The organism is Mesorhizobium sp. B2-7-1 (genome assembly GCF_006440735.1).
Lineage (GTDB): Bacteria > Pseudomonadota > Alphaproteobacteria > Rhizobiales > Rhizobiaceae > Mesorhizobium.
This window is the reverse complement of record NZ_VFUA01000001.1, coordinates 106,857-120,413: the sequence shown is the minus strand read 5'-3', so window position 1 is coordinate 120,413 and position 13,557 is coordinate 106,857. Positions and strand designations below refer to the sequence as shown.

12 protein-coding genes are annotated in these 13,557 nt (G+C 64.6%); 9 read left to right on the top strand and 3 right to left on the bottom strand.

Annotated features, from left to right (window positions below; all coding sequences use genetic code 11):
- Window positions 1-15: 15 nt before the first annotated feature.
- Window positions 16-1,233: a cyanate transporter gene (locus FJ471_RS00550; RefSeq protein WP_140801219.1), complete on the bottom strand. Its 1,218-nt coding sequence runs from the start codon at window positions 1,231-1,233 to the stop codon at window positions 16-18.
- Between the two features lie 16 nt (window positions 1,234-1,249).
- Window positions 1,250-1,843 carry an ankyrin repeat domain-containing protein gene (locus tag FJ471_RS00545; RefSeq protein ID WP_246684562.1) on the bottom strand — a complete coding sequence of 198 codons (594 nt, stop codon included), beginning with the start codon at window positions 1,841-1,843 and terminating at the stop codon, window positions 1,250-1,252.
- A 220-nt stretch (window positions 1,844-2,063) separates the two neighbouring features.
- Between FJ471_RS00545 and FJ471_RS00540 the strand changes: the two genes are divergently transcribed.
- The 7 genes from FJ471_RS00540 to FJ471_RS00510 all read left to right on the top strand — a co-directional run bounded on the left by FJ471_RS00540 (window position 2,064) and on the right by FJ471_RS00510 (window position 9,485).
- Window positions 2,064-2,909, top strand: a complete 846-nt coding sequence (locus FJ471_RS00540; protein ID WP_140801217.1) for a LysR family transcriptional regulator — start codon at window positions 2,064-2,066, stop codon at window positions 2,907-2,909.
- A 227-nt stretch (window positions 2,910-3,136) separates the two neighbouring features.
- On the top strand, window positions 3,137-4,147 hold the full coding sequence (gene tauA, locus FJ471_RS00535) for a taurine ABC transporter substrate-binding protein (protein ID WP_140801216.1): 1,011 nt from the start codon (window positions 3,137-3,139) through the stop codon (window positions 4,145-4,147).
- A gap of 60 nt (window positions 4,148-4,207) precedes the next feature.
- The gene (locus FJ471_RS00530; RefSeq protein WP_140801215.1) at window positions 4,208-5,002 is read left to right on the top strand and encodes an ABC transporter ATP-binding protein; all 795 of its coding nucleotides are present in this window, start codon (window positions 4,208-4,210) and stop codon (window positions 5,000-5,002) included.
- Window positions 4,999-5,847 carry an ABC transporter permease subunit gene (locus tag FJ471_RS00525; RefSeq protein WP_140801214.1) on the top strand — a complete coding sequence of 283 codons (849 nt, stop codon included), beginning with the start codon at window positions 4,999-5,001 and terminating at the stop codon, window positions 5,845-5,847. The genes FJ471_RS00530 and FJ471_RS00525 overlap by 4 nt, the downstream gene beginning before the upstream one ends.
- A 41-nt stretch (window positions 5,848-5,888) precedes the next feature.
- The gene (gene ssuD, locus FJ471_RS00520; RefSeq protein ID WP_140801213.1) at window positions 5,889-7,049 is read left to right on the top strand and encodes an FMNH2-dependent alkanesulfonate monooxygenase; all 1,161 of its coding nucleotides are present in this window, start codon (window positions 5,889-5,891) and stop codon (window positions 7,047-7,049) included.
- 141 nt (window positions 7,050-7,190) lie between these two features.
- Window positions 7,191-8,651, top strand: a complete 1,461-nt coding sequence (locus tag FJ471_RS00515; protein ID WP_140801212.1) for a phospholipase D-like domain-containing protein — start codon at window positions 7,191-7,193, stop codon at window positions 8,649-8,651.
- 24 nt (window positions 8,652-8,675) lie between these two features.
- Window positions 8,676-9,485 (top strand): endonuclease/exonuclease/phosphatase family protein, encoded by an 810-nt coding sequence (locus FJ471_RS00510; RefSeq protein ID WP_181179035.1) that lies wholly within the window; start codon window positions 8,676-8,678, stop codon window positions 9,483-9,485.
- 43 nt (window positions 9,486-9,528) lie between these two features.
- On the opposite strand, the gene FJ471_RS00505 is transcribed toward FJ471_RS00510, so the two are convergent.
- Window positions 9,529-11,508 carry a BTAD domain-containing putative transcriptional regulator gene (locus FJ471_RS00505; RefSeq protein WP_140801211.1) on the bottom strand — a complete coding sequence of 660 codons (1,980 nt, stop codon included), beginning with the start codon at window positions 11,506-11,508 and terminating at the stop codon, window positions 9,529-9,531.
- 163 nt (window positions 11,509-11,671) lie between these two features.
- Here FJ471_RS00505 and FJ471_RS00500 point away from each other — a divergent pair, with 163 nt between their 5' ends.
- Both FJ471_RS00500 and FJ471_RS00495 read left to right on the top strand, forming a co-directional pair.
- On the top strand, window positions 11,672-12,724 hold the full coding sequence (locus FJ471_RS00500) for a DMT family transporter (protein ID WP_140801210.1): 1,053 nt from the start codon (window positions 11,672-11,674) through the stop codon (window positions 12,722-12,724).
- Between the two features lie 142 nt (window positions 12,725-12,866).
- Entirely contained in the window at window positions 12,867-13,553 is a 687-nt protein-coding gene (locus FJ471_RS00495; protein WP_224669906.1) for a DUF1194 domain-containing protein, read from the top strand.
- Window positions 13,554-13,557 lie beyond the last annotated feature (4 nt).

Below are 13,557 nucleotides of genomic sequence, written 5' to 3'. Positions count from 1 at the left end.
GCCGGCGAGCCTACATCAAACCGTGACCGGTTCAGGTGTCTCTAACTTCATTGCCGGCGCATAGCTGCGCGGCGCGAGACGGAAGGTCAGCACTGTCACGATGGCGATGCAGGCGAGATGCAGCAGCCAGCCGGCGTGGAAGCCGCCGGTGAGATCGTGCAGCACCGCGACGATCCAGGGCGGGATCGCGGCGATCAGGAAACCGCCACCTTGCATCATGGCCGACAGTGCGCCGGCCTCCGCCGGGTCCGGCAGATGCTCGAGCGCGACGATCATGGTGAGCGAGAAGGAGCCGCCCAGCCCCGCCCCCAGCAGCAGCGCCAGGACAAAAGGGGCGGTCTCGGGCCGCAGGATCAAACCGGCAAAACCAACTGCCTGCATGGCCAAGGTCAGCCAGAGCCATGGCCGGCGGTCCACGCTCTTGCCCGCAAGAACCGGCAACAGCAGGGCCGAGAGCGCCTGCCCCACGGCCATGACCGCCAGCAGGCCGCCGCTGGAAGCGCTCGTCCAGCCTTGTTCCTGGTAGTAAGGCGCAAGCCATGCCACCGAGGTCGAGTAGCCGCCATTGACGAGGCCGAAGCAGGCCATCAGCAGCCAGGTGCGAGGCCGCTTGAGCAAACCCGCGGTCGCGCTTTTACCTTGCGGGCGAGCGACGTCGCGCGGCAAGCAGGCTACGGCGAGCGCCACCGCCACCAATGCCGGCAACGCCATCCAGGCGAGCCCGAAATGCCAGTCGCCCGAAGCCGTGGCGATCAGCGGCGCGAGTTGCGCGCCAAGCGCGCCGCCGCCCATCAGCATCGATGAATAGAGCCCCATGACAAGGCTGACATGGCGCGGGAATTGCCGCTTGATAATGCCGGGGAACACCGCCTGCACGACAGCGGCCCCAAGGCCGAGCAGAGCCGCGGTGCCGACCATCGCAAGGCCGGTCGACACGAAGAGGCGCAGGAACGAAGCAAGGGCGAGAATGGCGAGCGCCGCGATGGCCGCCCGGCTCGCGCCAAGGCGCGCATGCAAGGACGGCCCGGCAAAGGCGAATATCCCCATCAGCAGCATCGGCACCAGCGTCAGCATCGCGATGCCCTGGGCGCCAAGGCCGGTCTCGGCACGCACGCTCGCCGCCAGCGGGCCGATCCCGGTGATGAACGGCCTGAGGTTGAGCCCGACCAGGGCGACCACGGCAAGCATGAGAAAGCGGCCGGAAGTCGCCTCGATACTTTTTTGTCCGTTCATGACGTCGCCCATTTTCTCAGCTTGCGCCGGCGGCCATGAGGAGCTTTTCGATCTCCTTGAAGCCGCGGTCACGGGCATGAAGCAGCGGCTTCACCCCATCGCTATCGGCGAGGTTGACGTCGGCTTCGGCCTTGATGAGCAGCGAGACGATCTGCTGGTGGCGCTGGCCGCCGTCGCCGAGAATGATGGCCTCGAGCAGCGCGGTCCAACCAAGCTTGTTGACATGGTCGACGTCGACACCGGCCGCGATCAGCGCGCGCACCGTCTCGACATGGCCGCGCTCGGAAGCCGGGATCAGCGCGGTGCCGCCATAGCGGTTGATGCTCTTGAGGTCGGCGCCATGGGCAAGGGTCAGCTTAAGGATTTCCAGATGCCCGCGCGCGCCGGCGTAGAGGTAAGGGCTGTCCTCGATATTGTCCTTGGCGTTGACGTTCGCGCCGGCGGCGATAAGCGCCCCGGCGGCTGCTATCTTGTTGTCGTGCGTCGCCACAAGCAGCGGCGTGGCGCCGGTACCGTCGCGCGCGTCGATCTCGGCACCTTCCGACAAAAGCTTGCCGATCGCCTCCACATCATCCTGGGCGGCCGCGGCATGCAAAGGGGTCGTGCGCATGGTTTCTCCTGACGCGATCGCCGAAACGGAAGCGAGCGCCAGCAAGGCAAAGGCAAAAAGGAGACGACGCATTCCTGGCTCCTGCGGTAACGGCCAACGCATGGCCTTGTCCGCACTTCCAGATAGGTCCGCGTGACACCATTTAGAAATTAAATGCGTGCATCTTTCTCATTACGATTTTAAATGGCCAGACGACACCTTGCGCCGGCGGAGTGGGAAGATGCTCGATCCGCGCCTTCTGCGTGCCTTCATCGCGATTGCCGACGCCGGCAGCTTCACGCAGGCGGCGGAGCGGCTGAACATGACGCAATCGACAATCAGCCAGCAACTTGCCCGTCTCGAGGACGCGGTCGGCCAAATCCTGGTCGATCGCGACGCGAGGCCAATCCTGCCGACAGCCGCGGGCGAGCGCCTGCTCGGTTATGGGCGTCGCATCCTTGCCCTGCAGCATGAAGCGGAAACGGCGCTTGGCGATCCGGCCGGCACCACGCCGGTGCGGATCGGCGTGCCGGAGGACATCGTCAACACAACAATGGCCGAGGTGTTCGGCGATTTCGCCAGGCGGCACCGCGCGGCGCGGCTGGACGTCACCACGGGCCTGAGTCGCGATCTGACCCGGCGCTATCGCGCCAGCGAGTTCGACATCGTGGTGGTCAAGGAAGCGACCGCCGAACCCGACTGCCGCGCGAGCTTTCCCGAACCCATGGCGTGGTTCGAACGCGCCGACCCGGCCCGATCCGACTGGGCCGATCCCATCCCGCTGGTCGCCTTCCCGCCAGGCGGGCTCTATCGTGAGGCCATGTTCGAGCGGATCGAGCGCGAGCAGCGCCGCTGGTACATCGCCTTCTCCGGCAGCAGCCTGCGCAACGTGCTGGTCGGCGTGGAGGCCGGGCTAGGCCTGTCGTTGCTGCCCCGGAGCGTGACGATCGGGCATCGTGTCCGCCCCTACGTGCCGCTTGGCGCGGAGCCCTCGATGGTGGTTTCGCTCTATGCCTGGGAAAAGACGGGGCCGGTCGCGGAGCTGGCCGAGCGGATGACCGCGGTCCTTGCCGCCAGGCAGTCGTAACGCCACGCTTCGGCCTCGCCGTTGACGGGCCTTTGCGACGCGCGAACCGCGCCTGCGTAGAATGACCCTGCGGGGTCACCTCGCATTTCAGCTCAATTCTTTTTCATCGCGGATCGTCCTTTCGGAATATCATTCCTGTCTAATTCTATCGGGTTAGTGGACTTTAATTCACGGCCCTCTGGTGGCTGCAATCGAGGCTGTGCCCTCAGTTCAAAGGATTAAAGCCCATGCGAAAATTGATTTCCGCCGCCCTTTTCGGGCTTGCCCTGACTTCCGCGCACACCGCGGCGAACGCCGCGGACGACAAGAAAGTCGTCATCGCCTACCAGACCGGCGCCAACCCCTACAATCTCGGCATCGCCAATGGCGACCTTGCCAAGAAGACCGGCTGGAACATCGAATTCCGCCGCTTCAATTCCGGCGCCGACATCTTCGCCGCCATCGCATCCGGCGATGTCCAGATCGGCGATGTCGGGTCGAGCCCGTTCTCGGCCGCCGCCAGCAAGGGCATCGACGTGAAGGCGTTCTACATCTCGTCGGTCTCGCGTGACGGCGAGGCCCTGGTGGTGCGGCCCGAAATCAAGTCGCCGGCGGATCTGCGCGGCAAGAAGCTCGCCGCGGCGCCGGTCTCGACCGACCATTACCAGCTTCTGGCCGTGCTCAAGCAGGAAGGCATCTCCGAAAAGGAAACCCAGGTCATCGCCATTCCGCAGCCAGAGATCGTCGCGGCCTGGAAGCGCGGCGACATCGACGGGGGCTTCGTCTGGGATCCGGCGCTGTCCGAACTCAAGAAGAACGGCAAGGTCCTGCTCACGGCCGGCCAGGTCGCCGATCGCGGCGCGCCGACCTTCAGCGCGCTGGTCGTTACCGGCGCGTTCGCCAAGGCCAATCCGGAGTTCCTCGGCCAGTATGTCCGGCTGATCGACGGCTACAACCAGGCCTATCTGAGCAACCCTGCCGCCTGGGGCCCGGACTCCGAGAGCGCCAAGGCAATCGCAAAATTGCAGGGCGGCACGGCGGCCGAGAATTCGGAGCAGTTGAAGACGACGGTCGTCCCGCCGCTCGACGAGCAGGTCTCCGACAAATGGCTGGGCGGCGGCGAGAAGAGCGCGGTCGCGAAAATCCTCAAGGACACCGCGGGCTTCCTGAAGGACCAGCACAAGATCACCTCGGTCAAGGACAGCTACGCGGCCTTCGCCGATCCGCAATATGTCGAAGTGGCCAAGGCCTCAAACTAGCAATCCCTGAAGGAACGCCGACTTGGCTGGCTTGCCAGCCAAATCGCCCGGAGGCCACCCATGCTTCGAATCCGCGATGCCAGCGTCACCTTTCCGGCTTCCGATGGCCAGGACGTGCATGCGCTCGATCACGTCTCGCTCGATATCGCTCCCGCTTCCATCGTTGTCGCGGTCGGTGCTTCCGGGTGCGGCAAATCGACTTTGCTGAACGCGATCGCCGGCTTCCTGCCGCTCTCCGAAGGCACCATCACGCTGGACGGGCAGGAAATCGTGGCGCCAGGCGGCGATCGCGGTGTCGTGTTCCAGAAGGACACCCTGCTGCCTTGGGCCAATGTGCTGGACAACGTCGCGCTCGGCCTGAAGTACCGGGGCGTGTCGCGCGGCGAGCGCCATGAGCGGTCGAGGCACCTTTTGGAACTGGTCGGCCTCGCCGATTTCGCCGAAAAGCCGCCCTACGAACTGTCGGGCGGCATGCGCCAGCGGGTCGGCATCGCCCGGGCGCTGGCCACCGATCCGAAAATCCTCTTGATGGACGAGCCGTTCGGCGCCCTCGACAGCCTGACGCGCGAGACGATGCAGCAGTTGCTGGCCTCGGTCTGGGTCAAGACCGGCAAGCAGATCCTGTTCATCACCCACTCGATCGAGGAGGCCCTGACGCTCGGCACCACCATCGTCGTGATGTCGCCCCGGCCGGGCCGCATCGTCGCCCGCTTCGACGCCGACTTCGTGCGCGACTTCGCCGAAAGCGGCGACATCGGGCCGATCCAGTCCCACCGGCGTTTCATCGAACTGCGGCAGGAAATCCGCTCGCTCATCCACCAGCCGGAAGGCGCCCGCACAGGAACCTTGCAATGACGCTTGCCGCCAATTCCCCCACCTCGTTCCCGCCCGCGACGACTCAACGAAGGCCCTCTCCCCGACCGCGCCGGGCCGCATCGGCAAGCACGTTCGGTATCAGCCTGGTCACGCTGGCGGGGCTGATCGCATTGTGGTTCCTCGCCGCGCGCTTCGGCTGGGCGTCGCCGCTGTTCCTGCCGTCGCCGGCCGACGTGCTGACCCAATTCAGCGCCGTTGCGGCCGACGGCTATGCCAACGGCACGCTGCTCGACCACACGCTAGCAAGCCTCGGCCGCATTGCCGCGGCGCTCGGCGTCGGCATTTTCGTCGGCATTCCGCTCGGCCTGCTCATGGGGCTCAACCGCTGGGTCAAGGGCATCTTCAGCGTGCCGATCGATCTCTATTGGGGCCTGCCGCCGCTGGCCTATTTGCCCCTGCTGATCATCTGGCTCGGTATCGGCGAGACCTCCAAGGTCGTTCTCCTGTCGCTGTCGACCTTCGCGCCGATCTGCTTTGCGGCACAGGCGGGTGTGCGTTCGGTGCCCGTCGAACGCATCAACGCCGCGCTGTCCCTTGGCGCCAGCCGGCTGCAGCTGTTCACCAGCATCGTCCTGCCGTCCGCCTTGCCGGAAATCTTGACCGGGCTGAAGATCGCCATCGGCGCCGGATTGTCGACGCTGGTCGCGGCCGAGCTGATCGCGGCCCAGTCAGGGCTCGGCTACATGATCATGTCGGCGGCCAATTTCCTCGCGACCGATGTCGTGTTCGTCGGCCTGATCGTCATCGCCATCCTCGCCTTCGCCTTCACCAGCGGCATGCGCTGGCTGGAGCACCGCCTCATCCCCTGGAAAGGCAAGCTCTGAGGCTTGCTCCCAGATTCCGCAATCGCTGAAGGAACAATCCGATGTCCAGCAACGACACCCGTCCGCTCGATCTCTACTGGTATCTGCCGACGCATGGCGACGGCCCCTATCTCGGCACCGACGAGCGCCACCGGCCGGCGACCTTCGGCTATCTCAAGGAGATCGCCCAAGCCGCCGACCGGCTTGGCTTCAAGGGCGTGCTCCTGCCCACGGGCACCCGCTGCGAGGACGCCTGGATCGTGGCCGCCGGGCTGATCCCGCTCACCGAACGGCTGAAGTTCCTGGTGGCGCTCCGGCCGGGCAGCGGGACGCCGGCGCTGTTCGCGCGCCACGCGGCCACGCTGGACCGCATTTCCGGCGGCCGGGTGCTGCTCAACGTCGTCACCGGAGCTGATCCGGCCGACCTTGCCGGCGACGGCAACAAGCTCGCTCACGACGAGCGCTATGCGCAGACCGACGAATTCCTGACCATCTGGCGGCGGATCCTTTCCGGTGAGCCGGCGGATTTCGAGGGCAAATACCTTTCGGCGCACGGCACCGACATCTCCTTCCCGCCCGTTCAGCAACCGCATCCGCCGCTCTGGTTCGGAGGCTCATCCGATGCCGGCATCGCGATCGCCGCCAAGCATGTGGACGCCTATCTGAGCTGGGGCGAACCGGTGGACCAGCTCGCCGAAAAAATCGACCGCGTGAAAAAGGCGGCGGCGGCGCAAGGCCGCACGATCCGCTTCGGCCTGCGCATTCATCTGATCGTGCGCGAAACCGAGGACGAGGCCTGGGCCGCCGCCGACCGGCTGATCAGCCATGTGACCGACGACCTGATCGCCGAAGCCCAGAACGGATTCGTCAACATCTCGGAATCGGTCGGGCAGAAGCGTATGTCGGCGCTGCATCAGGGCCGGCGCGACCAGCTGGTCATCGGTCCGAATCTGTGGGCCGGTCCCGGGCTGGTGCGCGGCGGCGCCGGAACCGCGCTCGTCGGCAATCCCGACAATGTCGCAGCGCGAATCCGCGAGTATCAGGAGATCGGCATCGAAACGCTCATCGCGTCCGCCTATCCGCATCTGGAAGAGGTCTTCAACGTCGCGGAACTGCTGTTCCCGAAGCTCGGGCTGAGCGGCGAAGCCGCGCCGGCGGAATGCAGCTGGGACGTCGAGTTCGGACGCGGCGTACGCCCGAAGGTCGCCGCGTCCGCCTCGTAAGGCTCTTCACGCGGCAAACGAGGGAAATGGCGCACGCCGTCGAAGCTGCAGACGGCGTATCATCGCGCCGGCGCGTATTTGCCGGAACAGCCTTGACCGCTCGCATTGCCTTCCGCGCCGGCTCGCACAATAGTCGGGCCGATGTTCGAGGCGATTGCGAGTCACTGGTCGACGCTTATCCTGCTCCTCTCGCTGGCGATGGCGGCGGTGGGCATCGTGCACGCCATCATGACGAAGGAGGACGTGCGCGCGGCCACCGGCTGGGTGGGCGTGATGCTCTTGTCGCCCTTCCTCGGCGCGATCATCTACGCCATTGCCGGCATCAACCGCATCCGCCGGGCGACGATCAGCGCCATGCGCCCTGTCTCCAGCGAGGCGGCCGCGGCCACGCACGATCGCGACGTCGCGCTAGAAGCCCTGATCAGCGCCGAATTTGGCCAGCGTTTCACCGGGCTGAAGACGCTTGGCGACAGGGTGGCGAGGCGTCCGCTCACCTCGGGAAACACCATCGCCGTGCTCAAGACCGGCGACGAGGCCTATACGGCGATGTGCCGGGGGATCGACGCTGCGCAAAGCAGCGTGCTTCTGGAGACCTATATTTTCGACAATGACGCGGTAGGCGCGCTTTTCGTCCAGTCGCTCGGCAGCGCGGTCAAGCGCGGCGTCGCCGTGCGGGTGCTGATCGACGCGGTCGGCGTGCGCTATTCGGTACCCAGCATTCTGAAACAACTCAGGGAGGCCGACGTCCCGGTCGATCTCTTCAACGGCAACATCGTCATGGGGTTGAGACTTCCCTACGCCAATCTCAGGACCCACAGGAAGATCCTGATCGTCGACGGCACGGTGGCGTTCACGGGGGGCATGAACATCCGCAAGGGATTCTCGGCCGAATTCGCCGGTTCCGACAGTTCGCGCGACACCCATTTCGAGGTCACCGGGCCGGTGGTGGCCGACCTGTTCTCGGTTGCCGCCGAGGACTGGCGCTTTGCCGGCAACGAGGCCTTGAAAGACGGGCCCTGGCAGGTCGAGCGCCCGGTGCCGCCGCCCGGTCAGCCGATGCTGGTGCGCGCGGTGGCGACTGGGCCGGACGCGTCCAACGAAACCAATCTCAAGCTGCTGATGGGCGCCTTTTCGGTCGCCCGCAAATCGATCCGCATCATGTCGCCCTATTTCCTGCCGGACCGCGAGTTCATCAGCGCGTTGACCACGGCCGGCCGGCGCGGTGTCGAGATCGACATCGTCGTGCCGGCGGTGAACAACCTTTTCCTCGTGGACCATGCGATGACGGCGCAGTTCGACCAGGTTTTGAAGCATTATTGCCGCGTCTGGCGCCACGAGGGCTCGTTCGACCATTCCAAGCTGATGGCGATCGATGGCGTGTGGGCCTATGTCGGCTCCTCCAACCTCGACGCCCGCTCGCTGAGGCTGAATTTCGAGATCGACATGGAAGTGCTGGATGAAAACTTCGCCGCCGAGATCGACGCCCGCATCGCGGCGGCCATCTCCACGGCTCAGCCGGTGACGCTGCAGACGTTGAAGGAAAGGCCATTCATAATCCGCGTCTTCGACCGTTTGCTGTGGCTGGGATCGCCCTATCTTTAGAGCAGGAAATCGAGCAGCAGGATCATGGAGATAGACGACATCAAAGGACGCAGCCTGCCGGAGACCGTGATCTTGTCGATACGCGGCAGAAATGCGCGTAAGGCGAAGGCGACGCCGCGCAAGCGCGTCAACGACACCGAAATCGTCGTTGCCTCCTACAACGTCCACAAATGCATCGGCACCGACCGGAGGTTCGATCCCGAAAGGACGGCGCGCGTCATCCGCGAAATGAGCCCCGACGTGATCGCGCTGCAGGAGGCCGACAACCGTTTCGGCGACAGGGCCGGGCTGCTCGACCTTGCCCGCCTGGAACTGGAAACGGGGCTGGTGCCGGTGCCGGTCAGCGGCAATGGCAAGGGGCATGGCTGGCGCGGCAACGTGCTTCTGTTCAAGCGGGGCACCGTGCGCGACGTCCACCAGATCAAGCTGCCGGGACTGGAGCCGCGCGGCGCGCTGGTCGCCGAGATCGATCTCGACGAGAAACGGTCTGTACGCGTCATTGCCGCCCATCTCGGCCTCTTGCGCCGCTCACGCTCCGAACAGGCCCGCGTCGTGCTCGACATCATGAGCAGCGCTGACGAAAGGCCGACGCTGCTGCTCGGCGATCTCAACGAATGGCGGCTCGGCAACCGCTCGGCGCTGAACACGCTGCACACGACCTTCGGCCCGACGCCGCCGGCGGTGCCGACTTTCCCGTCGGGCCTGCCGGTGCTGGCGCTCGACCGCATCATGGGCAACCGGCACGACCTGGTTTCGGGCGTCGAAGCGCATGACACGCCGCTGTCGCGCGTCGCCTCCGACCATTTGCCGCTGACAGCCTTCGTGCATCTGTAGGATACCAGACAGAACCGCCAGGGCTGTCGCGGGTGCGGCAATTTCAACGCGGATCAGCGGCAGGAAGGCCGGCCTTCGAGAGCATGTCGAGGAAGCGCGCGTGATGATTGTCATTCACATATCGCGGCAGAAAGCCTGGGCAGACATTGTCGATATTGAGATGCGGAAGTTGTGACAGGCAATGGTGGATAGCCCGTGACGCCTCTTCATTGTTTCCCGTCGCGGAAGCAGCGGCCGCCCAATAAAGGGCGCCGCGCACGAATCCCGGCTTTGTCCTGACCACCTTGCGGGCGACTTCGAGCGCCCGCCGATCGTCTCCGCCGGCGAACAGCGCTATAACCAAGCCGTGATGGCGCCAGAAGTCGATGACGTCATGCGTTCCAAGCCGGACCGCCTCGTTGGCCTCGCGCATTGCCTCGCTGACCTGTCCGCGCAAGGCGAAGAGCATCGAAATATCGCCGTGGCCGCTGGGGTAGCTCGGATTGAGACTGATCGCGTGCTGGCATTGCACGATTGCCTCGTCAATCCGGCCATCGCATTCGTAGGCGAATGACAGGATGCAACGGGCAATTTCGTCATCGGGCACAGCCCTTACCGAGTCCTCGGCAAGCTCAATCGCACGGTCGATGTGCTCCTGCTCGCGAGGCAAAGCACCGAACGCAACACCCATGGTCGTCGCGATGGACAGCGTCCGTTTCGCGCGAACGTTATCGGGCGCCAGCAAAAGAGCCTTTTCGGCGAGATCCTTCGAGACCAGGAGCGAGTCCCGTGTCATCTCGAAGTATTTCATCAGGGCTTCGTTCACCAGCCTGCGCACTTCGGGGGGACCGGGCGGGCTCTTGTCGCGAACCTTCCAGTTGGTCAATTGAAGCTCGAGGCTGACAGCCAACACGACCGACTGCGCGATCCTGTCCTGGAAATCGAGTGCGTTCTGCGAGTGGTCGTCGAATTTCTGCGCCCAGACATTGCGCCCGTCGGCGGCGTCGACAAGCTGGATGTTCACCCTGAGCTCGTCTCCGGACCGCTGGATGCTGCCCTTGAGCGTATAGCGCGCCCGCACGCCAGCCGGCGCCCTCGGTTCCCCGCCGTTTTTCTCGGGGGCCGAAAGCACGATATAGTCGGCCACCTCGGAAAGTGCCGTGGTGATATCGTGAACGAGACCCTTGGCGAAAAAGTCGTCACCGCGCTGTCCCGTCAGATTGACGATGTCGGCCACGACGATGGATGGGCGTCCCGAGCGCTGACCGGCGATGGCTCCATTGGCCGCCTGAGGGTTTGACGATGGCTCGGTGGAGGAAAGCAGCGATTGCCAGAGCGCGCGCGTCTCAGCGCTGACGTCGACACCGAACTCCTTCCTCAAGACGCTTCTGCAAGCCTCGAAGGTTCGCAACGCCTTGTCGCGCTGACCGCATGCAACGAGCAGTTCCATTTTCAGCCGGTAGGCTTCCTCCCGCGTCGGCTCCATGGCGAGAATTCGATCGACCACGGCCAGCCCGCTTTCAGGGTCCACAAGACAGGTGAGCTTCTCCAGCGATCCAAGCGCCCGACCCAGCAGCCTTTCGCGTTCCGATGCCGCCCAATCGTCGAAAGCATTGGTGCCGACATAAAAACCGTCGAGAAACGGTCCATTGTAGAGAGCCAAGGCAGTTTGGAGTTCGGAGGCGGAACGGGCCGACAGACCCGCTTCAAACTCGTCGACGTCGACCCGCACCGCTTCCGGCCTGAGGCCGATCAGATCCTTGTGGGAATAGACGATATCCAGGCCCTGACGCGACAGATCCCGCCGCAGGACGCTGAGCGTTTGCCGCAGGCTGTTGCGCGAATGTCCGCTGTCGCTATCGCTCCAAAGAAGGTCGGCCAGCCTCTCGCGCGGCGCTGCCATACCCTGACACCGAGCCAGGTAGGCAAGGATTGCAGGGCCACGCTTTCCGGTCAGCCAAATTGGACCGCCAGCTTCCTTCTCAATCTGGAAGCCGCCGAAAAGCAAGATTCTACTGGCGGCAAGGCGTTCCGCACTTTGCATTGCTTAATAGCTCCCCCAGCCTGACGAAATCCTAACTCAAAACTAACGCCTCGCAAGCTCCACAGCCGCGCGACTCAAGCGTTACCATGACGCACTTCATTTAGAGTTTGCTGAATTAGGGGTAGCTGAACCCGAAACATGGTTCTGCCCAGGGGTGCGGCGAATGTCAAAACTCACAGCCAATTTGCTGCTGCTGTTTGCGGCCGCGCTTTGGGGCTTCGGAAACGTGGCGCAAAAGACGGTGCTCGATCACCTCGACGCGCTAAGCGCTGTTGGGCTGCGCTGCCTGATCGGCGGGCTGCTGGTGCTGCCCTTCGTCTTGACGGAACGGCGAACGCCGGCCGACGCCGCGCATTCTTCCAGCCTGGCCCGGGTGGTTGTGCTGTTTGCCATCTCCGTCATGCTGCAACAGCTCTGCTATCTCGGCGCCAGCGTCACCAATGCAAGCTTCTTCATAAGCACGGCAACGGTGATCACGCCGCTGGCCGCCTGGCTGCTCATAGGCGAACATCCGACGGCAGGTCTCATCGTCGCCGCGGGATCGACCGTGATCGGCTGCCTGCTGTTGTCAGGCGGGGTTGCCGGTTTCGGCGGCGGCGACCTCACCGCCCTCTTGTCGGCCGGCTGCTATGCGCTGTGGACGGTCGAGCTCGGGCGCCACATGCACGCCCATGCCCGCCCTTTCACGGCTGCCGCCGCGCAGTTCCTCGGCGCCGCCGCGATTGCCCTGCCGCTCGGGGCGGTGAAAGGCAATCTGTCATCGGCCGCTGTCCTGGAGGCTGGCCCTGAACTGGTGGTGCTCGGAGTTTTCTCCACCGCGATCGCCTTCAGCATGCAGATTGCCGCCCAGCGTTTCACCTCAGCCAGCCACGCCGCGGTGATGGTCAGCGCGGAAAGCGCCTTTGGCGCTGTGGGCGCGGCGATCTTCCTCGGCGAGCGGTCTTCGCCGGCAGGCGCGCTCGGCGCGGCGATCATCCTTGGATCGATCCTGTCGGTCGCGATGTCCAGCCGGACGCCGACCGCGTCTTTGCGAACCAATCCCGGCAGAGCCGACTCGGCTTCGCCAGCAGGCGCCTGGCCGGCTGCGAGCCGCGCGTCATCGCCAATGCAGGCTGGAAAGACGCCCTCGGTTGACCTTGCTGGCGGCTACTCGCGCTCATCTCACCGGCCGAAACCGCATCGCATCGAAAACGACCTGTATCGAGATGGAGGGTAGGATGCTCGAAGGTCCTCACGGGAAATCGGATACTGACGCCGGGCGGGCAAGGCATGCCCTTTCATTGGCCAGGCTGACGACGCTGGCTGCCGCGGTCCTTTGGGGGCATGCCGCTGATGCAACCAACATCGATCCGGCATCGATGAAGGTTGACGTCGCCGTCGTCTTCGCGGTGGACTTCTCCTCTTCGATCGATCCGAAGATCGCCGACCTGCAGCGCGAAGGGCATGCCACGGCACTCACCTCGCCCGAGATCATCAGAGCCATCGCCCAGAATTACCTCGGCTGCATAGGCGTGGCCTATTTCGAATGGTCGAGCCCAGGCCGCTCGCGCACCGTGCTGCCGTGGACACGCATCTGCGGACTGGAAGATGCCAAGGCGGCCGCGTCGGTGATCAGGAATAAAGGCGATACCGGTCATATCCGCAGGGGCCGGGGCGGAACTTCGGTGTCGACGGCAATCGATGTCGGAGGCCTCCTGCTCGACGAGTTCCCCGGGACCGCCATGAAGAAGGTGATCGACATCTCTTCAAATGGCGAGAACAATGACGGGCTGCCTGTTCAGCCGAGCCGGGAGAACGCGATCGCCAAGGGCTACACGATCAACGCGATCGCCATCCCGGCGGATGACGAGGATCCCCACCAGCCGCTGGCTTCCTACTTTGCCCGATCCGTCATCGGCGGCTCACAAGCCTTTGTGATGTCACCGAAGGAACCGCACGACTACGTCACGGCCCTTCGCCGCAAGCTGGTGACGGAAGTGAGCATGAACATCGACACGCATGTACAGGCACCGGCGCAGTCCGCGCCAACTGCCGATCCTCGATAGGCTT

Bases quoted from the DNA above. Each gene is read 5' to 3' on its own strand.
- FJ471_RS00550 (WP_140801219.1), bottom strand. From the start codon at position 1,233: ATGAACGGACAAAAAAGTATCGAGGCGACTTCCGGCCGCTTTCTCATG.
- FJ471_RS00545 (WP_246684562.1), bottom strand. From the start codon at position 1,843: ATGCGCACGACCCCTTTGCATGCCGCGGCCGCCCAGGATGATGTGGAG.
- FJ471_RS00540 (WP_140801217.1), top strand. From the start codon at position 2,064: ATGCTCGATCCGCGCCTTCTGCGTGCCTTCATCGCGATTGCCGACGCC.
- tauA (WP_140801216.1), top strand. From the start codon at position 3,137: ATGCGAAAATTGATTTCCGCCGCCCTTTTCGGGCTTGCCCTGACTTCC.
- FJ471_RS00530 (WP_140801215.1), top strand. From the start codon at position 4,208: ATGCTTCGAATCCGCGATGCCAGCGTCACCTTTCCGGCTTCCGATGGC.
- FJ471_RS00525 (WP_140801214.1), top strand. From the start codon at position 4,999: ATGACGCTTGCCGCCAATTCCCCCACCTCGTTCCCGCCCGCGACGACT.
- ssuD (WP_140801213.1), top strand. From the start codon at position 5,889: ATGTCCAGCAACGACACCCGTCCGCTCGATCTCTACTGGTATCTGCCG.
- FJ471_RS00515 (WP_140801212.1), top strand. From the start codon at position 7,191: ATGTTCGAGGCGATTGCGAGTCACTGGTCGACGCTTATCCTGCTCCTC.
- FJ471_RS00510 (WP_181179035.1), top strand. From the start codon at position 8,676: ATGGAGATAGACGACATCAAAGGACGCAGCCTGCCGGAGACCGTGATC.
- FJ471_RS00505 (WP_140801211.1), bottom strand. From the start codon at position 11,508: ATGCAAAGTGCGGAACGCCTTGCCGCCAGTAGAATCTTGCTTTTCGGC.
- FJ471_RS00500 (WP_140801210.1), top strand. From the start codon at position 11,672: ATGTCAAAACTCACAGCCAATTTGCTGCTGCTGTTTGCGGCCGCGCTT.
- FJ471_RS00495 (WP_224669906.1), top strand. From the start codon at position 12,867: ATGAAGGTTGACGTCGCCGTCGTCTTCGCGGTGGACTTCTCCTCTTCG.